Genomic DNA, 19,709 nt, shown 5'->3' with positions numbered 1-19,709 from the left:
ACCCACACACGGAGGGAACCGCCATGCACACCATCCACGCCGTCCTCGCCTACCTGGCAACGCGCTGGCAACACCTGACCGATCCAGCGGAGGCCGAGCGAGGCGACAGCCCGGTCGGCACCGCCGTCATCACCGCGATCCTCGTAGCCGGCGCCGTGGTCGTCGCCGGGGCGATCGTCGCCGTCGCCAACGGCTGGGTCGCCCTTATCCCAACCCAGCCGTGACCCGGAAACAGCGCACCGTCCGCCCGCGCCGAGCGAGGCGCGGGCGGGTCGGCTGGTGTCTCCAGGACCGAGGCAGCTCACCGGTGGAGTTCGCCATCGTCGCGCTGCCGATGATTCTGCTGACCTTCGCCGTCGTCCAGACGGGGTTGATCTTCTTCGCCCAGTCCATCGCGCTGGGCGCTGCCACCCAAGGGGTCAACGCCGCCCGTGGTTACCAGTCCACCGCCGCAGCTGGCGAGGCGCGGGCCACAGCCTTCCTAGCGGCTGGCGGGGCCGGGCTGGAGAACGAACAGGTAGTCGTCACCCGCACCGGAACGGAAGTACGAGTGACGGTTACCGGTCAGGCGATTACGGTGCTACCCGGGCTCAGCTGGACGATCACCAAGTCCGCGCACGGTCCCGTCGAGCGGCCCACAGCCCCATGAAATCCCGGGGGATTCGCGGTCAGCGGGGCTCGGTGAGCATCGAGATGGCGGTCGTGGCGCCGGCCATCCTGGCGTTGTTCGCCGGTGCCGTCATCGGTGGCCGGGTGAACCTCGCCCGCCAAGCGCTCGAAGCGTCCGCCTACGACGCCGCCCGCACGGCCTCCCTTGCCCGTACCGCCGGCGAGGCGAACGCGCAGGCGCTGGCCGCGGCCAACTCGACCCTTGACGCCCAAGGGCTGAGCTGCACCGGCCTGAACGTCACGGCTTCCACCGCAGGCTTCGGCGTTCCCGTCGGGCAACCCGCCACCGTTACCGCCACGGTCACCTGCACCGCCACCTTCTCCGACGTCGCGCTGCCCGGCATGCCGGGCACCGTGCCACTCAGCGCCTCTTTCACCAGCCCGTTGGACACCTACCGGAGCAGAGCATGACCGCCCTCAAGCGCCGGCTGGGCGACGACGATGGTCGGGTCACCATCTGGTTCGCCGTCCTCGCGCCGGCCTTTCTCGCCTTGATCGGCCTCGTCGTCGACGGTGGCGCCAAGGTGCGGGCGTACCAACGCGCCGACAACATCGCCGCCGAGGCGGCCCGCGCTGGCGGACAGGCCATCAAGGCCGGCCAGGCCATCGATGGTGGCACCAAGGAGATCGACCCTTTGGTCGCCGCTACCGCCGTTCAGGCCTACCTCGGCGACCTCGACGGGGTTTCCGGAAGCGTCACCGTCGATAGCGCCCAGCAGCTCACCGTCACGGTCACCGTCACCTACAACCCGATCCTGCTCGATCTTTTCGGCGGGGGATCGGGCACGACGGCCACCGGCCGGGCGACCGCGACCCTGATCGCTCAATAGCAGCCCGAGAAGGAGCAGCCGTGGCACGCACCGCACCCACGACCGGCCGTGGCCGGCAGGTCCTCGCCGGCATCGGCGCCGTCGCCGTGGTCGCGGTGGTCGTCGCTTTGCCGGTTCTCTTCGTCTGGGCCGCAGGCAATCCACTGCCCCGGATCGGCGGGTGGCTCACCGCCCTCGCGGACGATCCGAGCACCGCGGCTGGTCAGATCTGGCACGCGCTCAGCAGCCGGGACAACGGAGACCTGTTCCTGCAGACGTTGGCGCTGATCGGCTGGGTCGCGGCGGTCTTGGCCGCGTGGACCTGGGTCACGTTCCTGGTCGCACTGGTCATGGAGACCGTCGCGCAACTGCGGGGACGACGGCATGGACGGGTCCCGCGCAACACTGCCCGGATCCCCGGGACCCGATTGCAGCAGCGTGCCGCAGCTGCGCTGGTGGCCGCCATTCTCGGGGCGCTCGCCGCGCCAGCCCTGGCATCGGCCGCGGTGCCCGCCGCCATCGCCAGCCCTGCCGTGGCTGCCCCCGACCACGCGACTCCGGAAGCGTCGGCACCGCTTACGGCCGTGCCGATGGACGCCCCGGCCGCCGTCGGCTACCTCGAGCATTCGGTGGAGCGTGGGGAGAGCCTGCTCGACATCGCCGAGCGGTACAACCTGTCCTGGCAGCGCCTGGCCGAGGTCAACAACGGTCTCGCACAGCCGGACGGGCGGAGCCTCCAGCTAGGCAACACCCGGGTCTACGCCGGTTGGACGCTGCGGATTCCAGTGGTCACCTCCCCGGCCGCCCTGACCACGTCGACGCAGGCGCCACCGGCCGCAAGGACCAGACCGCTGGTGTACGAGGTGGCGCGGGGCGACTGGCTGGCCGGTGTGGCTGAGCGCTTCCTCGGTGACGCAGACCGATACTCCGAGATCGCCGCCAACAACCCGGATCTCGAACATCGTGACCACCGATTCCCGCACCACATCGAGCGCGGATGGCGCATCGCCCTGCCTGAGGATGCCCGCGACCGTGGCCCCGCCGACCACGCCCAAGGCCGGATCGTGGCCGGTGGACGCACCCAGCCGGTCCCGAGCGCTCCGAAGGGCAACGACCAGCCGACCGCGCCCCGTCCACCTGACGGCGCCGAGAACCAGCAGCGCTCATCTGCCCCGCATGCTTCGGCAACGCCGGATCGCCCGAGCGCGTCCCCTGCCGTAACCCCATCTGCCTCGGCCAGCCCGCCCATGGCGTCAGCGCCGCAGGCGACGGCACGTCCGACCGCCGACTCAGCCACCTCAGATTCCGACCACCACCTCGAACAGCGAACGGAAGACGGCGATTCCGACGAGGCGATCGTTCTGGGATCGCTCGCCGGCGCAGGGCTGCTCTCCGCACTGTTACTCACCGCAGTGCTTCGTCGCCGAAGCCGCCAACGCCAGCACCGTCGGCCCGGCCGTCGGCTCCCGCACCCTCGCGGGGGTGCCACGGAACGAGCGCTGCGCGTGGCCGAGCAGCCGGCCGACGTCGACCGGCTCGACCTCGCCCTGCGCAGCCTCGCTGCCGCACTGGCCGAACGGGAACAGCCCTTACCCGACATCGCCGCCGCATGGATCGTCGACCAGGCCGTCACTGTCGTGCTCACCGAGCCCGCCCCAGAGCCGCCCGCTCCGTGGAGCGACGACCGCAGGCACTGGACCCTGCCTGCAAACGCCACCGTGCCCGCCGTCACCGAGCAGTTGGCGCCGCTGCCCACCCTCGTCGCCGTCGGATCGCAGCCCGGTCGGCACCTGCTGCTCGATCTCGAACGCCTCGGCAGCCTCACCATCGCCGGTGACAGTGAGCGCACACTCGCTCTGCTGCGCTACCTCGCCTGCGAACTGGCCTGCAACGCCTGGTCGGATGAGGTCGAAGTCGTCGTCACCGGTTTCCCGGTGCGGGAGACCGAACTGCTGAGCGCTCTCAACCCGGACCGTGTGCGTGTGGTCTCGTCGGTCGGCGAGGCAGCCGCGCGACTGCGGCGCCGGGCCGGGGCCGTGCGAGGAGCCCTGAATGCATCCGGAGCAGCTGACACCTTCGCCGGTCGCATCATCGACGTCGGCGAGGCGTGGGTGCCTCAGGTGCTGCTCGTAGCCGATCCGGACGAAGACGACCTGGGCATTCTCGATGAGCTCGGCAAGGAGCTGCAAGACGCCGGCCGGTGCGCCGTCGCAGTGGCCAGCACGACTAGAGCCCACGCGACCGCCGGCCCGAATACCGCCATCATCGACGAGGACGGCCAGCTGCACCTCGCCCTGCCGTTCCTCCTCGTAGACGGAGCCGCAGCAGGACTGCCCGTACGTGAGCTGGAACCGCTCATCGAGATCATGACGCAGGCGCGGGCCGCCACGGACGAGCGGACGCCGTTGGCCGCCGAGCCGGAAGCTTGGGCGGACGGCACCGACGCCGCCGGCTCCGTTCTCGACCTGCTTACTGCGGGGAAGCCCGCGACGGCAGAGAGATTCGATGACGCGGATACAGCTTCTGCCGACACGTCGGCTTCGCCGGATCCCATCGTCGCTGTGCCCCACATCCAGCGCACCCGTACGGTCACCACCGTCCCGCGGCGCGAGGTCACCGCCGCGATTCGCCAGCGACGCCGCCAAGCCGACCCGGAGCTCGATTCGGACTTGCGGGCGTGGCGGGAGCAGGACAAGACCCGTCCCCGCATCAGCGTCCTCGGGGCGGTCGCGGTTGAGGCACCCGGCCCGGTGCCCGACCAGCGCCGCCGCTTCCACGCGGAGCTCATCGTCTACCTCGCTCAGCGCGGTGTCCGTGGAGCATCGGCCGAGCAGCTCACTGACGCGTTGTGGCCCGACCAGCAGGTCAAGGACGCCAGCCGCCGGGTGGCCATCACCCGGGCCCGTCGATGGCTGGGCGAAACCCCGGACGGCACTGCCTGGCTGCCCGAGATGGGGGCCGATCGGCTCTACCGGTTGGAATCCGGCTACCTGCTGGACTGGCACCTCTTCCGCCGTCTGCGCAGCCGCGGCGAGAGTCGGGGCGCCGGCGGAGTCAAAGATCTACGAGCCGCATTGGAGCTCGTTCGGGGCGTGCCGCTCGACGGTGCTGAGCGCGCGTACGCGGCCGGCGCCCGCAACCCGTTCACCTGGTTGCCCGAGTCGGACATCTACCCGGGCCATCTCACCTCCGCAATTGTGGATACGGCCCACGAACTTGCCGGGCTCTACCTCGACGCTGGCGACATCACCGGCGCGCGGTGGGCCGTACAGCAAGCCTGGCTCGCCGACCCGGAGCGTGGCGATGACGGGCCCTGGCACGACATCCTGCGAGCCGCCCACGCCGAGGGGCACACCGCAGAGCTGCGCAACCTCCTTGGGGAGCTGATGCGGGTCCGCGAGGCTGAGGTGCCGGAGGACCTTGCACCGGTCACGTATGCCCTGCTGCGCGAGCTCCTGCCCGACCTGCTCGCCGCGACCAGCGGCGCCGGATAGAACGACTGCGCCTACCCGACCGGGGGCGTGGCGATCCGGGAACCGGCATGTTGAACAACCGACTGAACGGAGTGGACGGCCTTGCTGACATCGAACAAAGCTGACGGCATGGAATACATCGAGGCAACGAGGCAGGTCGGAGCTCGCCTCGCGGACGCTGCAGACCACACTGCGGCGGCGGGAGCCGTCCAGCTGGCGATCGAGGCGTGGAAATCCCTGGCTGGAAGTGACCTCGCCTGGGACCAATTCGGCCTGGAGCTGCTCGACATCCGCGCGAGGCTCTACTCGGAATACGACGACGTGGTCGTCAACGCTGCAGCACCGGTCCGCGATGACGCCGAGACCCGACTGGCCCTGACGGCGTTGGTGGAGCAGCTTGCGCGGTACCACGAGCGTCTGGCGGTCGACGATCGAGACGACCTGGCTCGTCGCCTTAGTCACGACGCCGGCGCCCAGCAGCTACGACGTGCGGCGGCGGCTCTGGCATGACCGTTGGCCACTGGCACCGGGAGGCGTATCAGGCCCTATGCGCGGCGGCATCGGCCATGGGACGGCCCGCCGACAACGCCTCCGACATCAACGCCGCCGTCATAGCGAGGTCTGCGGTCTACACACAGTTGGCCCGAGCGACCGAACTGCTGGTCGGTGGCCGCCCGGTACCCGAGGTGCCGGATCGGGCCGGCGCCTCGACCATCCTGAGGCGACGCGGGCAGCGGCTGACCCAGCTCTACGTCGGGCTTCGGGCCGCCACGATCGTCGAGCGGCAGTTTCCGCCGTCTGCCGCGCCAGTGACCGCCGAACCGGCACGCTCGCTGCACCGGGCTGCGGACGCCGTCGGCGTGATCGGCGACATCCTCGCCAGCCACGTTCCTCCGGGCCAAGGTCCCCGGACACCGGAAGGGCTCGCTATTCGAGCGGGTGGCGGTGTTCAGTCGGGCATCGCCGACGTCGCCAGTCTCACGTCAAGGCTTGTCATGGTCGATCTCGCATTGCCCGGATGGCTCAGCCACGGGCGTGGTCACCTGACCGAGATCTACCGACCGGTGGCGGAGACCGCCAGGTGGACCGCCAGCAGTGGCCTCAGCGTGATCGCCCGCGAACTGATCGCCGCTGGGCGAGACCAACCTCCGCTGAACGGACTCGACCTCGCACGCTCCCCGCTGAACCCCGCCCCCAGCGTCCGTACCGTCGACGACGCGATCGGGGCTGTGGCCGCCGCGCGGAGCTGGATGTGGCAGAACCCAGGGCAGATCACGGGGTCCCATCTACAGCTCGGAACCCAGCTCGGACTCGCCGCGCACATCCTGATCAGCGACGGCACCCCGACGATGGTGGGCGGCTGGCGGCAGGCGGCCATCGCGGCCGCCGACCTGAGGGCCACCCCGCCGGTCGGTCCGGCCCGCGACGCCGCCGCTGAGCTGGCGGAAGTCCTTCGCTGGGCGCGGTCACAGACGGCGGTCGGCTGCAGCGAGGGCGCGCAGCTGGGCGAAAAGCAGGCCGTACGCCTCAGCTCCGAACTTCCGTTCCTGGCGGCCACTCTCCACCGGGGGCTGTCCGCCGCCCTCCGACGGGGGGAGCTGTTCGTCAAGGCCGAGATGCCGTTGGCGCGTCCAGCCGGCTCGCTCATCTTCCGTGCCGCCGAGCGGTGGAGACCGGCCGTCAGCGATGACGACGTGGTCCAGGACTTAAATCGTGGGCTGGCGCAGCGGCATCAGCCAGGCAACGACGGCCCGGAGACTGCGTCTCGGGCATTTCCCAACCCGCCCCGCCCAAGAGCATTGATGGCCCAGACGCAGGCTCGAGCAGCGACCGATGGATTGCCGGGACGTAGTCGGGGCCGAACGCGCTGACCGCTGAGCAGAACTAACCCAGCAGCGTACGGGCTCGCTGGCTCGGCTTCAGGGTCATGACCTTGAACGGACAGTTCCTGTCGGTCAGCAAGGTGTACGCCCGGATGGCGCGATCGGCGGCATCCCGAGCTTGCTCGGCGGGTGTCATGCCCCGCCCCCGGTTGCGGAACAGGGCGCCGTAGAACGCGGAGCAGAAGACGCCGCTCTCGTGCCAGCCGATGATCGCCGAGGTGCCGATGTAGGTGACTTCTCCCTGCAGGCAGTCCCGCACCGCCTTCTGCCATACGCCGGTGCCGGTCTTGCAGCCGTCCGCGATGATGGCGCTCGTCGAGATCCCCTTGCCCTGGCCCGCCGCGACCTCTCCCAGCTGCTCCAATGAGATCTCGATGGTGCCGTCCGTGCTGCTGAACGTCGGCGTGACAGTGTGGTCCCCGTGCGCCATGACGTGTAGAACGTCGCACGATGCGGTGAAGGCGGAGAGCACGGTGTCCGGATCCCGTGAGCGGACGAAGTCGATGTCGACGACTGGTTCCTCGCTGCCGGCATTGATGTTCTGCAGGGTCGACTGCACGAAGGTCATCGCGGCGTCGAACGAGGAATCCAACCCCAGATCCAGCAGGCTAACCCTTCTGGGCTTCAACGAGACCGTCCTCCCTGCGCTCTACACCGTTGGTAGAAGGCAGCTCGACTGTATGTGCGCAGCCGGGCCGCGTCGGTCCTGAAAGCGTCTCGGCACCCCTCCTGCTTTCGGCCCACATCGATTCAGGTACGGCCGTCCACCCCGGCACTACCCCTCGTGTCGGGTGGCTGACTGCTCGCCATGTGTCCGTTGACGCTCTTGATCACCGTCCAGTACGGTTCGTGTTCGCGAAAGAGCCGAACGTTCAGCGGGGGAACATGAGCGGCTTCTACGTAGATCCGGCCGGCATGGACGGGCTGTACAACGTGCTGCACCGGGCGTCAGGGGATGTCGAGGACACGCTCGGCTACGTCAAGCGGCATTGCGACCTCAGTTTCGGCGTGGAAGGTCTGCTGGTCATCTTCGCGAGCCCGCACCAGCTGGTCTACGACCGGATGACAGAAGGCCTGCAGCGCCTGCAGTCGGTGGCGCAGGGTGCTGCCACCCAGGTCAACCTGGCTCAGCGTGCATACGCCACCTCCGACGCGGAGTCGGCGGGCCGGCTCGACCAGACTTATCCGGGCGCGAAGGACCCGGCCGCGATGCGGAGCGCTTTCAGCACCGGCCGCCCTGACCTCTGGCCTGGCGCGCCTCGCGCCCCGTTCGCGGACGTGACCGAGCCGACGAGCAGGCTGGTACCGCCCAACTACGCGACCGCGGTGGAGATGTGGAAGATCAATCCACTCGCGGATCTGGTCAGCCCCGCCGCCTGGCTGCGCAGGTCAGCGTGTGGCTGTTCGGATACGACCCGTTCGAGGACTGGACGAAGCAACTCAGCGGCGACTGGGACGCCTACATCCACTGCGCCGCAGCCTGGCGAATCATCGGCAACACTTTGCTCGACGTCGGCCGGAACCTGGTCACCACCGCCGGGGACGTACCCGAGGTCTGGCGCGGGAACGCTGCGGAGGGCGAGCAGGAGTTCCAACTCAAGCTCGGCACCGCCGCCGTGGCCCTGCACCCGACCTGTGACCAGTACGCCGAGCTCTACACCAAGGCGGCCGAGGCGGCCAAGCAGCTCTTCGACGTGGTCAGTGGTCTGATCACCAAGCTCATCGACGTGCTGATCGTCATCAACCTGGCCTCTGCCGTCGGCACGGCGACGATCGAGACCGGGGTCGGACCGGTCATCGGCTACGGCGTGGCCGCCTACTACGCCTGGCAGGCCTACGACCTCTACAACGAGATTTCGACCTTCTACGGCAACGCCGAGGCCACCTTCAAGGGCATCGCCGGCACCATTGGCATGATTCAGGCAGGCGCGGCCGTCGCCGCGCTTCCCGACCTCAAGCCCTATCAGCACCCCGGACAGCAGGGATAGGCATGACCGACGAGATTCACCGCCAGCCACTGGCCCGCGCGGTCCTGACGACACTCGCCAGGAGCCGTGGCCGCGACGACCCGCTGGGTTCCTTGGCCCACACCGTCCTCAGTGGCGAGGCGGACCTGCGTACGGCGGCGGCGTTCTCCTGGCACGGCCGGGCGCTGGACGACGCGTTCGCGGCGTCGCTGCGCGAGCGGGAGGCCCTCAGCCGAGAGGAGCGCGCCGATTGGGAGCAGCAGGCGCAGCTGCTTCGTTACGCGGGCGCAGCGCTGACTGTCGAGGTGGAGCCGCGGGGTGGTGCCACCACCGAAGACCGGGAGGAGCGGCGGTGAACGCCGGCATGCGATGGAAACTGGCCGTCCCGCTGATCGGCCTGAGCCTGTTGATGGTGGTCCCGGCCGTCTACGGCACCTGGGTGTTCTGGTCGGACTTCGGAAACACCTACCGGTCGCTCAGCGTCGTCATCTGCCTCGCTCTGCTGGCACAGCTCGGCTTGGCGGTGTCGATCGGCGTGCGGCCGACCCGGGATGTGCCCTGGCTGCGGATCGGATTGATCGCGGTTACGTTCTTGGTGGCCTGCGGAGTTGCGGCGGTACGGAGATCGGTCTGACTGGCCACCTCTCCTGCGAATTGTCCTCGAAGCCAGTCACCTACTACTTCAGCCCTATGACCTGACAAAGGAACCGAAGGCCTGCCTTCAGTAGAGCGGCACGGCTGCAACCTACCTATCAGCCTCGGATGGCTGCGGAGTGTCGTAGGCTCCCGGGCCGACCACCACGAACGGTGCCCAGTGCTCGGGGCGGTTCGCGAATGTAGCAGCAGCCCTCACCCGAGGCAGGCCTGTCTCCTCCGCGAAGCGGTTGAGCTGGTCTGTGGTTGAGTCGCGGAGCCAGGTCTGGGCACGGGCCATGGCCGTCGCTACAGGCATCGGTCCCGATCCAGTCTCCGGGTCTCCCCGGAAGTGATACGCGTAGAAGCGGCTGACGAGAAGGGGAGCGGAGCGGTCATTCAGGCTCCATAGGGTGCCGGCAACGGTTGCCGCGCCGGCGTACACGAGACCCGCTGGGAGACCGATAGCTTCGTCGGGCGCATGCGCAATATCGCTCACAGCGCTGTGACACGCCGACGCGACAATAAGGCGCACCCCGTCCAGTGGCCGCTCGTCAAAAAGTTCCCGGAGCGTGAGCATGCTGTCATCGGCCAACACCAGGCCGGACCGCAGCGGTTCCTCGAGGTCGAAAGTACCGTGGCATGCGAGATGGACGTGGGTGGCTCCGGCCAGCTCCTGGATCAGCGCCGCTTTGGTGGCATCCGGGCCGGCGAGCTCGGTACCGAGCCCCGGAAACAGACGTCGGACAGAGGCCGTCTCGGCCGCAGCGTGCGGCAGGGTGCTCTGCGTCGACGATGGTTCAGCAACGCTGATGAGCCGCGCGTCGGGGTGCCGCTCGTCAGGGCGTCGAGCCGCCAGCAGCGACCGGGCCGACGGGATGAACGACATCACGACGTCATCCAGCAGGTGCCTTGCCTGACCGGCCCGCCGGTACCGCGCCGCATGGATCGGAAGTACGCCGAGCAGACCGGTGGCCACCAGCACCACCTCCGGAATGCCGGCGTCGACGAGACGCCGTGCCACCTCGCTCAGGAACCGCTCGCCGAGCAGATCCAGGAGGCGGGGCAGCAGAGCAGGGTCGGCGGTCAGCGATTGCGCAGCTTGCAGCGCCTCGACCAGTTCGTTCTCGGTGAGCGGTCCGAAGATGGCCTCGACCGGATGGTCATCCTTCACCAGCAGGGCGACGCTGCCGAACTCGCTTGTGATCAGGTAGATGAGCGGCACACCTACGTGTGCCGCTTGCCGTGCGGTGTTGGAGGGCGGTAAGCCGAACTCGGCGAATCCCGGCACGGCCCGGGCCGCCTCGGTCGCGGCGAGGAACTGAGCATGGGCGTCTGCCAGACCACCTCGTAGCCGGCGGCGTTCGTCCAAGTCCAACGTGAGGTTGCCGCGTTGGTACGCTTCCGCCTCCATGAGACGGCGCGCGGCACCCCGGAACGCTATGGCTGCCCGCGGTGCGGCAGCCTCCAGCTGCGTCAGATCTGAGCGGTCCCGTTCGAGGATCCGCCCGAGTTCCCGGGCACGGGCACCCTCAATCAGGGTCACCGCCTCAGCGGGTTGTCCGGCGCGGGAGAGAGCGTACGTCGCCTCGCGATGAAGCCCGGCGGTCCGGGTCAGGACTGCCTCCTGGCCGGCCGAGAGCACCGTGGCGAGATAGCGGGAGTCCGCGGCAGCGGCGGCCTGGGTCAGGAGGCGGGCGGCGCCTGGCCATTCGCCGCGCCGCCCAAGCTCGCGTCCCTGGACCGCCTCCACTTGGTCCGCCTGCTCACGCGGCACGACGGCGCTCGCCTGCTCTAGGAGCGCCATGCCACGATCCACGTCACCGGGCTTGTTTCGGCGGAACAGAGCCTGGGCAAGCGCGGTGGCCGACTGCGCCCACTCCGCCGGCACCTCGCTGATCGGACGCCCCGCCATGCTTTCCTCGAACAGCTCGATGACACCGTCGTGGTCGGCGGCTGACCGTTGGGAGAGTGTGTGGGCGAGGTTGTAGCGGGCCCGGCTTTCCTCTCCGAAGTCGCCCAGCGAGCGGAAGGTTTCGATGGCGGTCTGATGCAGCGCGACGATCTCGTCGAATAGAGACTCCAGCCCGCCGGGTGCCTGCGACAGAGTGTTGGCTAGGTTGTCAGCGGCCGCCGCATGGGCCGCAGGTGCCTCCTCGACCGGAAGAGACTCGAGTGCCCGTCGATACCAATTGACGGCCTCGATCCATCCGCTGGTGTCGGAGCGTCGGGCGCTAGTAGCGAGCAAATCGCCCGTCGCTGTCGCCGCCTCTGCTGTCTGCAGGTGTAGCCCGATCGTTTGGGAGAGCTCGTACGACTGCCGCGCGTACAGCAGCGCGAGGTCGTGGTTGGCGTCTTGATCTCCCACCTGCCGTCGGCGATAACAGTGGCTGAGATTGAGAAACACAGTTGACCTGGTTGCCGGGTCACCGAGTATCTGGATGGACTGCTCGAGATGCCGGCGGGCAGCCTCCAGATTTTGGCTGTCGTCTGCCATGGCGGGATCAGATAGTGCCAGACCTAGGCCGGCGATAGCAGTGGCGTAGCCCTCGGGGTAGTTCTCGGGTGTGAGAACGGTAAGCGCCGCTGCAAACCGGCGGACCGCGCGGGTCAGGTTGCGCCGCCGGTCCACCGGGTATTCGAGGTACGCGTTTGCTAGTGCGACCATCGCTCGACTCCATTCGATAGAGTCGATTCGGCGACGCAGCATCCGCAGTGCGCGCCGCAGAGCCGAGAGCGCCTGATCCTTGTTGTATCGCAGATCACCGGTGCGCAAGCGTCGCCAGGCCATGCCCGCCTCGATGAGGGCTTCGGCAGCGAGCGTTCGAGCACCGGCTGCGTTCAGCAGGGTCGCCGCCTCTGTCGCAAGTTGGATCACCTGCTGGTCGTCGGACGTTCGCTGGGCCAGTAACACAAGGTAACGACCGCGGACGCCGGGCAACGTGGCGGCCGGGGTTATCGCCAGGATCCGCTCCAGAACGTCGTCCTGGTCTTCGGAAACGGTCAAACTGTGCTGCCTGATCAATGCTGGCAGCTCATCGGGAAGTATGGATCCGCGGGCGAGTTCCACTATCGCCCGCCACTGGCTATCCACGAACTCCCGTGCTGCCGAATCCGGGTGCTCGGCGATGCGATGCAGGAAGCCTGATTCGGCCCGCAGTGCGAGGGCCAGTCCCATGACGGTGCGGAGCTCCGGATGCGTCGCGATGAGGTGGTCCGCAGCCCCGTCCGAGTCGGCGGCGGCGAGCTGACGGACAGCAGCCTCAGTGCGGACATAATCGAGGATCTCGGCCACGTCGCGGTCCAGTCCTTCGTCGAGGCCGCCGGCACATTCGGCGGCCAACGCTGCATACCGGACACAGTGGTCTAGGCTGTCGGACTTTGCGAGAAGGTGTGCCGCGTCGTAAGCGGCCTTTCCTGCGGCGACCAGGCTGCCCGCAGCACTGGCGAGGTGAATCACCTCGTCGAACAGTGCCACGGCGCCGTCGAGGTCACCGCCCGCTGCTCGAATGCCGCCTAGTATTTGGGTTTCGCGTGCTGCTGCTAGGTAGGCGCCATGAATGAGGAACAATGTTCGGGCGCGCTGGGTGTACTCCACAGCGCTGGCTTGATCTCCGAGCGCGTGCACCGCCGTGGCCAGGTCACCGAGTGTCCGGGCTTCGCCGAGTTCGTCGGTGGTGAGGCGATAGGCTTCCGCGGCCCTGTGGAAGAAGATAGCTGCTTCACCGGGCTCGCCCGCTTCGCGGCGGAGCTGTGCCTGGTGAGCCAGCGCCTTGGCTCGCAGGCCGAGGTCGCCTGCCGCATCCGCTCGGCGGGCGACCTCCTCGAATGCTTGCTCGGCACCCCGTGCGTCGTACTGCCTCTGAAGTGAGATCCCAAGGTGGTGGGTGAAGATGAGATAGTCTCGGAGCTGATCAGAGCGGGAAACCAGCGCTCGGCCACGACGGCTGAGCTCCGCCAAAGCCGCCCAGTCCTCAAGCCCAGCCAGGAAAGGCGTCACCGTCTGCATGGCCATCACGGCGTCGTCGCCGGACAAGGTCTCGAGATCCTGCCGCAGTCGCGGCCAGACCTGATTGAACCAGGCCAAGACATCGCGTCGAACCGACAACTCAGCTGCCCCGGCAATCGCTTGGTACGCGACAGCCAGCTGCTGCCATAGCTCTGCTCGTTCTCCGGGCATTTTGCGGCGCGCTCAAAACGTCCGGTCGTACGCTGCTAGGTCCTTGAAGCGGCTCACGTCCAGCCAGTCGGTCCCCGTCGTGTTGACGGCGCACCCAGCGGCGCGGAGGCGCTGAGCAATCTTGTGGAGGCTGACGACCGTTCCGTCGAAGTGGATGGTGTTGATGCCTGCCAGATCGGAGACCGGGCGCAGCCTGCCAATTTCGATGACGACCGTGCGATCGCGTTGCAGGCCCAGGGCCATGCCGGCCTCCAGGAGGACGTTAGGGCGGACCTGGCCCGTGAGCTGGCTCTCGAAAGATCGATCGCCCTTGTCACGCAGGCTCTCGTGCAGGACCGCGCCGTCATCTGGAGTCATCAGAACGACGGCGGCCTGGTTGGTCTGAAAGGCCTTCTCCAGGACCTCGCCCATGTACGGCGAGGGCCGGCCGGTCTCCTGCACCACCTCCTCCCAGTCGAGCGGGTGCAGGTCGATAGCTTGCAGGAAGCTCCAGAGGGCCCGGCGGGCCTGGTCGTCGCGGCCGTGGATCACGAAGACGTCGCGCAGGTTGGGCATCGGTGGAGACTCTCCTGTGGGGTGCGAGGTGGGTCGGAGACCGGTAAGCGTGTGGGCCCGGTCGGCGGCAACTTCCAGGGTGGCCAGGTCGTTCTTGAGGCCGCGTCGGAGCCATGCGACCAGCGACAGGTCGTCGACGAGTGGACCGGCGTTGGCGCGGCCATCAGGGCCCAAGGCGAGACGCATGGCGGCTTCCGTGTTCTTCATGCTTTGGCGCACGTCGCGCAGAGCTGCCCGCCAGTACGCGATATCGGCTTGGATCGCCGGCAGGTCGCTGGGACCGGCGGTGTCGAGCTGTTGCTGGACCCGGCGCATGTCGTCGGCCTCCTGCCACACTCGCAGCTGGTGGCGTACCGCGGCAGCGTGCCGGAGGTGGTGGCCGAGCGGCGGCAAGACCGGTAAGCCGTTCGACCACGTCCAGTCGCTCAGCGCGTCGTCGCGGTCCGGACGGGCGAGGATCAGGAACGAGCGTTCCGGGCGGCCGTCGGAGCCGTGTAGGCCGGGCTCCCACAGTGCGAAGCCACCCGTGGTCAGCACCCCGTCGTGCCACCAGCCGCCCGGCCCGGTGACCGGGAGATCGGGTGCCACCCCCTCCGCCAGTCGAGGGTCGACCGAGTCAGACAGCTCGATCTTGCCGAGGAACAGGTACGCCGCCCCAAGAAACAGGTCCGACCAGGGCCCGGCAACCGATTTCCACAGGCGGTACAGCTCACTCCAGCCGGGCGCGTCGGCCCTCAAGGCGCTGGGGGAGAGCACAGCCGACAGGTTGATCATCGTGGCGAATCGGCGCAGGATCGCCTGGTACAGGACGTCGGGGTGCTGCTGCGCGGCCACGACGAGCTCCCCGCCGCCAGGGTCCCGGGGGAGGTCGCCGAGTGCCACCGGCAGGTTCGCCGGTAGCCCCGAGCGCTCAAGCAGGGCAGTCATGCCCAGTACGTCGCGGCAGCGCTGCCAGACCTCCCTCAGCTGACCATAGGCCGCCTCGGCATACGGACCGTCCCCGCGAGCGAAGAGGTGAACTACCAGCTCCTGGTCAGCGGCCGCCGGACTCACCGCTGGGCTTTCCCTGGGCCGGTCCGCTTCGGGGCGTTGAGCGTGTCCTTGAGTGAAGCCAATTTGTCGCGGGTCTTCGGCGGCTGCCTACCCGTCGCGCCGCTGTCCGCGCTCTTTGCCCTAGTCGGTCCGCTTAGTTCTAGGTCAGCCACGGCCTTCCGGATCGCATCTGCTTCTCCGGCTGAGAAGGCGACCTTCACCTGTCCGAGCAGCGTGTCGACGTACGCCCAGCCTGAGGGGTCTAGGCTCCACATGTTCATGTCGTCGAGCAAGTTGCGGAGGTCGTCTAACAGGTCGGGCGGAAGCGAGCGGTCGGACATGAAGCCGATCCTAATGGCGGGCGGCATGCGGCAGCCGCACCAGCGGCCGGGTCCTGAAGCGGAAGAAGTGAGCCACTTTCATCGTGATCAAGGTTGCCTGAGGAGTCACAGGGCGTGTCGTCGCACCAGATAAGACAAGGCGCACGGTAGGAGATCAGTCGACCAAGGACGGCCGCGCGGCTTGGGGCTTCGTTGCTGACCTGTCCTGCCGACATCCCACTGTCCACGCGCAGCCTGACTCGCCTGACCGAGCTGATCCGCGGCCAGCGCCGCGCTCGGCAGCCGCTGGCGCAGACTGCCCGCGGGGCAGCAGGCGCTGATGGCCCTGGTTCACTTGCGACACCCTTGCCCGCCTCGCGGCCGGCTTCTAGGTGTCGGTCACCGCCGTGTGGCGGTATCTGCGCGAGGCCGTCGACCTGCTTGCCGCCTGCGCCAACGACCTCAACACCGCGATGCCCCGAGCTACCCGACTGGCGTACGCGATCGTCGACGACACCCTGATCCCGATGGACCGGGTCGCCGACCAGCGGCCCGACTACGCTGGCAAGCACAAGCGCCACGGGGTGAACGGGCAGGTCCTGGCCGATGCCGCCGGGCGGCTGATCTGGGCGTCGCCCGCTTCGCCCGGCTCCGTTCACGACCTAGCCGCCGCCCCTACCCATGGCCTGATCGACGCACTGACCAGCAACAACGTGCTGACGTTTCGCGGACGAGGGCTACCACGGCGCCCGCGGCGCCATCTGGGCCCCGTTCAAACGCCGCCGCACCCCGCCTCTCCCGAAGGCAGAAGTCCGTCAACCGGCACCACGACAATATCCGAGCCCTCGGCGAACGCGCCCTCTCCGCCCTCAAGACTTGAAAAATCCTGACCAAGCTCCGCTACTGCCCCCGCCGAACCACCTCGATCATGCAGGCCATCCTCGTCCTCCAAGTCGCCGAAGACGTCCGCTACTCACGCTGAAAATGGCTCAGTCAGTGCTTTGGGTGGCCTACCGGTTCGACGTGGCAAACGACCGTGAATTGCCATGAACTGCCGCGACGACTCTCACGCCGAGACCGCCAGCGATGCGCCCGGGACTGTAAGACGAACGGTGTAACTCCTGATCAAGGAGCAAGCACCTGATGTCTGATGTATCGATGGCCGCGGTGGATACTGCCGCGGTGGCGAAGAACGGGCCGGGACAACCGGCGGAGGGTCTCGACGCGGAGCTCGTCGCCCAGCTCGTGGAGCAGGCCCGTGCGGCGGGTCTGCAGCTGACCGGGGACGGTGGTCTGCTGCAGCAGCTCACGAAGCGGGTCCTGGAATCAGCGCTCGAGGGTGAGATCACCGATCACCTGGGCTATGACAAGGGCGACCCGGCGGGCAAGAACGGCGGGAACTCCCGCAACGGTGTGCGGGCCAAGACGGTGCTCACCGATGTCGGCCCGGTCGAGATTGACGTGCCTCGCGACCGCGACGGGTCGTTCACACCGCAGATCGTCCGCAAGCGCTAGCGCAGGTTGTCCGGGTTGACGACATGGTCATCTCCCTGTCGGCCAAAGGCCTGACCACCGGGGAGATCCAGGCCCACCTGGCGGAGGTCTACGGCGCCGAGGTGTCACGGCAGACGATCTCAACGATCACCGACAAGGTCATCGAGGGCATGACCGAGTGGCAGAACCGGCCCCTGGACCCGGTCTACCCGGTGATCTTCCTGGACGCGGTGCACGTGAAGATCCGCGACGGGAAGGTCGCCAACCGGCCCATCTACCTGGCCCTGGCCGTCACCGTCGAGGGCACCCGGGACATCCTCGGCCTGTGGGCCGGCGACGGCGGCGAAGGCGCCAAGTTCTGGCTGCAGGTCCTCACCGAGTTGCGCAACCGCGGCGTCGCGGACGCGTGCATGGTGGTCTGCGACGGGCTCAAAGGGCTGCCCGACGCGATCGGCGAGGTGTGGCCCGAAGCGGTGGTGCAAACCTGCGTCATCCATCTGCTGAGGGCGTCGTTCCGGTATGCCGGCCGGCAACACTGGGACGCCATCGCCAAAGCTCTCAAGCCCGTCTACACCGCGCCGACCGAGCCGGCTGCCCGAGCCCGGTTCGCCGAGTTCACCGAGGCCTGGGGCGGGAAGTATCCGGCGATCGTCAGGTTGTGGGAGCAGGCATGGGCGGAGTTCGTGCCGTTCCTGGCCTTCGACGCCGAGATCCGCACCGTCGTCTGCTCCACCAACGCCATCGAGAGCGTCAACGCCCGCATCCGCCGCGCCGTCCGCGCCCGCGGCCACTTCCCCAACGAGGCCGCCGCCCTCAAATGCGTCTACCTCGCCGTGATGAGCCTCGACCCCACCGGGCAGGGCCGCCGGCGGTGGACCATGCGCTGGAAACCAGCCCTGAACGCCTTCGACATCGCCTTCGAAGGACGCCTGTCCGCAGGCCGCAAGTAGCCATCAACAACCCGAGTTACACCGTTCGTTTGACAGACCCATGCGCCCCGCGTGCTGCAAGATTGGATGCTGTGTGAGTTGGTACCTGAGCGCTGGATCAAGATGACGTCTACCCGGGCAGTCGCTGCCGTGTCAGAGGCTGGAGAGGTCGACGATCAGCGACCGTGGCCGCAGTTGAGGTCCAGCGGCGATGGACAGCATTCTCTAGGGGGTGACCTGGAACGGTTCAGGGTATGCGCCGCTGTTGACCAGTCATGCCTTCAAGTCGAACTGGCCGGGCTCCAGCCAGTCGGCGGCGCTGGTGTTCACATCGCACCCGGCGAGTCGCAAACGCTGTGCGATCATGTTTTTGCATAGCGCTGTATCGTCGAGCGTGATGATCTCAAGACCGGTCAAGTGTCTGGGCAAGGTGACTCGACCCGCGACCACGAAGACGGTTTGCTGCGGGCGAAGGGCGATGGCGACTCCGGCTTGGAACGTCACTTCGGCGTCCGGGTGCAGACCGCTGCCCTCCTCGTGGGCGGAAGATTGATACCTCTGGTTCGACGTCAGTAGGACTAATGCCGCCCGGGCCATCCGCACGCCGGCGAGAGACACCTCCAAAGGGCTTGGCGTAGGCTTGCGAGTCTCCCGTACACAGTCCTCGAGCTCGAGCGGTCTGAGTCCGAGCCGTCGCAAAAAGCCGCGCATGCGCTGAGCTGCCTCAGGGAAAGCGCCCGAGACGAGGAATACCTGCCGCCGTGCCTCCGGCGGCGACATTGAGCGTGAGGCTGGCAGGCTCGGCTTCCCGATCCGAGTCAGCCCATCCTCAACACGTTCGACCACCGTGCGGTCCGTCGGGAAAAGATGCTCCTCATCGTCGACTTGGAGAGCATCGAGCATGCCCTTTCGCGCGCGCTCAAGCCTTTCCCTTCGGGGCCCGAGGGCCAGAGATCCAAGATGTGGACGCAGGATGTCCCTGGTGTATGCGGCGTGCATCAGATAACGAGCGAGCGGAGGGGTGCTTGTGGGGTCGCCGTCCCACCACGACCAAGCCGTCAGCTGGAGGCGGTCATTCGCTGGGGCGAGGAGCATCAGCTGACGAGATTGGGTCGGTGGCGCTGTTCTCTCCCAGAAGCCGAAGCCAGGGATGGCCCGGATGGGCCTGTCGCACCAGGAAAAGTCCTCCCCGGCCGGGCGGGGCCCTCCCCGGCCGACTAGTGAACCCAAGCTGGTCTCTGCATAGGCGTCGAACATCGTAGCGGCTCTGCCTGCGCCGGATGTCGGTAGCAGTGCGGCGGCGGCTCGGGCAAGCTGGGCATCGGCATGTGCGAGCCGATCCTCCGAATCGAGAATCCCAGCCTGGAAGATAGTCACAGATCCGAGCAGGGCCTTCGGCCGCACGTCGACGACCTCGTCCCATCGTCTGCTGAGACGGTCCCAGCCTGCGACGTGACGGTCATCCGCGTCCGACATTATGATCGACACCATTAGGACGTCGCCCCACCGGCGAGCAACCCCTTGGAGGTAGCCGTCACGCCGCTGTTGAGCCGCAATCACCCCCTCGGGAACCGTCGCTGTATCCCTGACAGTTGATGGTAAAGAGCAGGAGAAGTTTGCGATTTCCGCGTCCATGGCGAGCTCCGATTGGCACCGTAACCAGACACGTTGGAGTTCTGTGTGGGCCTCCGCAGCGCGAGGGCTGGTCATCGAGGCGAAGAGGTGAATTACGAGCTCCGGATCAATGATGCTAGGCGCCATGCAG

15 protein-coding genes and 2 pseudogenes are annotated in these 19,709 nt (G+C 67.8%); 12 read left to right on the top strand and 5 right to left on the bottom strand.

What is annotated here, in order from left to right; all coding sequences use genetic code 11:
- The first annotated feature begins 23 nt into the window (after positions 1–23).
- The 7 genes from O7604_RS27330 (at position 24) to O7604_RS27300 (ending at position 6,822) form a co-directional block, all read left to right on the top strand.
- Positions 24–224, top strand: a complete 201-nt coding sequence (locus tag O7604_RS27330; RefSeq protein ID WP_281578250.1) for a hypothetical protein — start codon at positions 24–26, stop codon at positions 222–224.
- An 83-nt stretch (positions 225–307) separates the two neighbouring features.
- Positions 308–649: a TadE family protein gene (locus O7604_RS27325; RefSeq protein ID WP_281578249.1), complete on the top strand. Its 342-nt coding sequence runs from the start codon at positions 308–310 to the stop codon at positions 647–649.
- Positions 646–1,080 carry a TadE/TadG family type IV pilus assembly protein gene (locus O7604_RS27320; RefSeq protein ID WP_281578248.1) on the top strand — a complete coding sequence of 145 codons (435 nt, stop codon included), beginning with the start codon at positions 646–648 and terminating at the stop codon, positions 1,078–1,080. Before O7604_RS27325 ends, O7604_RS27320 begins: the two co-directional genes overlap by 4 nt.
- The gene (locus O7604_RS27315) at positions 1,077–1,499 is read left to right on the top strand and encodes a TadE/TadG family type IV pilus assembly protein (protein WP_281578247.1); all 423 of its coding nucleotides are present in this window, start codon (positions 1,077–1,079) and stop codon (positions 1,497–1,499) included. Before O7604_RS27320 ends, O7604_RS27315 begins: the two co-directional genes overlap by 4 nt.
- 20 nt (positions 1,500–1,519) lie before the next feature.
- Entirely contained in the window at positions 1,520–4,972 is a 3,453-nt protein-coding gene (locus O7604_RS27310) for a LysM peptidoglycan-binding domain-containing protein (protein WP_281578246.1), read from the top strand.
- Between the two features lie 108 nt (positions 4,973–5,080).
- Positions 5,081–5,461, top strand: a complete 381-nt coding sequence (locus O7604_RS27305) for a hypothetical protein (protein WP_281578245.1) — start codon at positions 5,081–5,083, stop codon at positions 5,459–5,461.
- Positions 5,458–6,822: a hypothetical protein gene (locus tag O7604_RS27300; protein ID WP_281578244.1), complete on the top strand. Its 1,365-nt coding sequence runs from the start codon at positions 5,458–5,460 to the stop codon at positions 6,820–6,822. Before O7604_RS27305 ends, O7604_RS27300 begins: the two co-directional genes overlap by 4 nt.
- Before the next feature lie 13 nt (positions 6,823–6,835).
- Here the strand turns inward: O7604_RS27300 and O7604_RS27295 are convergent, their stop codons facing one another.
- Positions 6,836–7,462: a hypothetical protein gene (locus tag O7604_RS27295; protein WP_281578243.1), complete on the bottom strand. Its 627-nt coding sequence runs from the start codon at positions 7,460–7,462 to the stop codon at positions 6,836–6,838.
- Between the two features lie 766 nt (positions 7,463–8,228).
- Here O7604_RS27295 and O7604_RS27290 point away from each other — a divergent pair.
- The 3 genes from O7604_RS27290 to O7604_RS27280 are packed head-to-tail and all read left to right on the top strand — an operon-like array spanning position 8,229 to position 9,435.
- Complete coding sequence (locus tag O7604_RS27290) at positions 8,229–8,822, top strand: hypothetical protein (RefSeq protein WP_281578242.1); 594 nt, start codon at positions 8,229–8,231, stop codon at positions 8,820–8,822.
- 2 nt (positions 8,823–8,824) lie between these two features.
- Positions 8,825–9,157, top strand: coding sequence for a hypothetical protein (locus O7604_RS27285; protein WP_281578241.1), 333 nt, complete (start codon positions 8,825–8,827; stop codon positions 9,155–9,157).
- A complete protein-coding gene (locus O7604_RS27280) occupies positions 9,154–9,435 on the top strand; it encodes a hypothetical protein (RefSeq protein WP_281578240.1) in 282 nt (93 codons plus the stop codon). Before O7604_RS27285 ends, O7604_RS27280 begins: the two co-directional genes overlap by 4 nt.
- 111 nt (positions 9,436–9,546) lie before the next feature.
- Here O7604_RS27280 and O7604_RS27275 read toward each other — a convergent pair whose 3' ends face one another.
- The 3 genes from O7604_RS27275 to O7604_RS27265 all read right to left on the bottom strand — a co-directional run bounded on the left by O7604_RS27275 (position 9,547) and on the right by O7604_RS27265 (position 15,542).
- Positions 9,547–13,521, bottom strand: a complete 3,975-nt coding sequence (locus tag O7604_RS27275; protein ID WP_281578239.1) for a CHAT domain-containing tetratricopeptide repeat protein — start codon at positions 13,519–13,521, stop codon at positions 9,547–9,549.
- 105 nt (positions 13,522–13,626) lie between these two features.
- On the bottom strand, positions 13,627–15,222 hold the full coding sequence (locus tag O7604_RS27270) for a CATRA conflict system CASPASE/TPR repeat-associated protein (protein ID WP_281578238.1): 1,596 nt from the start codon (positions 15,220–15,222) through the stop codon (positions 13,627–13,629).
- Complete coding sequence (locus O7604_RS27265) at positions 15,219–15,542, bottom strand: CATRA system-associated protein (RefSeq protein ID WP_281578237.1); 324 nt, start codon at positions 15,540–15,542, stop codon at positions 15,219–15,221. Before O7604_RS27265 ends, O7604_RS27270 begins: the two co-directional genes overlap by 4 nt.
- A 192-nt stretch (positions 15,543–15,734) precedes the next feature.
- Between O7604_RS27265 and O7604_RS27260 the strand changes: the two are divergent.
- Together O7604_RS27260 and O7604_RS27255 are read left to right on the top strand one after the other, a co-directional pair.
- A pseudogene (locus O7604_RS27260) lies at positions 15,735–16,503 on the top strand (transposase family protein).
- Positions 16,504–16,679: 176 nt separating this feature from the next.
- A pseudogene (locus O7604_RS27255) lies at positions 16,680–17,965 on the top strand (IS256 family transposase).
- Between the two features lie 252 nt (positions 17,966–18,217).
- Here O7604_RS27255 and O7604_RS27250 read toward each other — a convergent pair.
- The gene (locus O7604_RS27250; protein ID WP_281578236.1) at positions 18,218–19,705 is read right to left on the bottom strand and encodes a CATRA conflict system CASPASE/TPR repeat-associated protein; all 1,488 of its coding nucleotides are present in this window, start codon (positions 19,703–19,705) and stop codon (positions 18,218–18,220) included.
- Positions 19,706–19,709: the final 4 nt, after the last annotated feature.

The organism is Micromonospora sp. WMMA1947 (assembly GCF_027497355.1).
Taxonomy (GTDB): domain Bacteria; phylum Actinomycetota; class Actinomycetes; order Mycobacteriales; family Micromonosporaceae; genus Micromonospora.
The sequence above is the reverse complement of the archived record's forward strand: the minus strand, read 5'-3'. Positions and strand labels throughout refer to the sequence as shown.

Coding starts and splice junctions, on each gene's coding strand:
- O7604_RS27330 (WP_281578250.1), top strand. CDS start 24: ATGCACACCATCCACGCCGTCCTCGCCTACCTGGCAACGCGCTGGCAA.
- O7604_RS27320 (WP_281578248.1), top strand. CDS start 646: ATGAAATCCCGGGGGATTCGCGGTCAGCGGGGCTCGGTGAGCATCGAG.
- O7604_RS27315 (WP_281578247.1), top strand. CDS start 1,077: ATGACCGCCCTCAAGCGCCGGCTGGGCGACGACGATGGTCGGGTCACC.
- O7604_RS27305 (WP_281578245.1), top strand. CDS start 5,081: ATGGAATACATCGAGGCAACGAGGCAGGTCGGAGCTCGCCTCGCGGAC.
- O7604_RS27300 (WP_281578244.1), top strand. CDS start 5,458: ATGACCGTTGGCCACTGGCACCGGGAGGCGTATCAGGCCCTATGCGCG.
- O7604_RS27285 (WP_281578241.1), top strand. CDS start 8,825: ATGACCGACGAGATTCACCGCCAGCCACTGGCCCGCGCGGTCCTGACG.
- O7604_RS27265 (WP_281578237.1), bottom strand. CDS start 15,542: ATGTCCGACCGCTCGCTTCCGCCCGACCTGTTAGACGACCTCCGCAAC.
- O7604_RS27250 (WP_281578236.1), bottom strand. CDS start 19,705: ATGGCGCCTAGCATCATTGATCCGGAGCTCGTAATTCACCTCTTCGCC.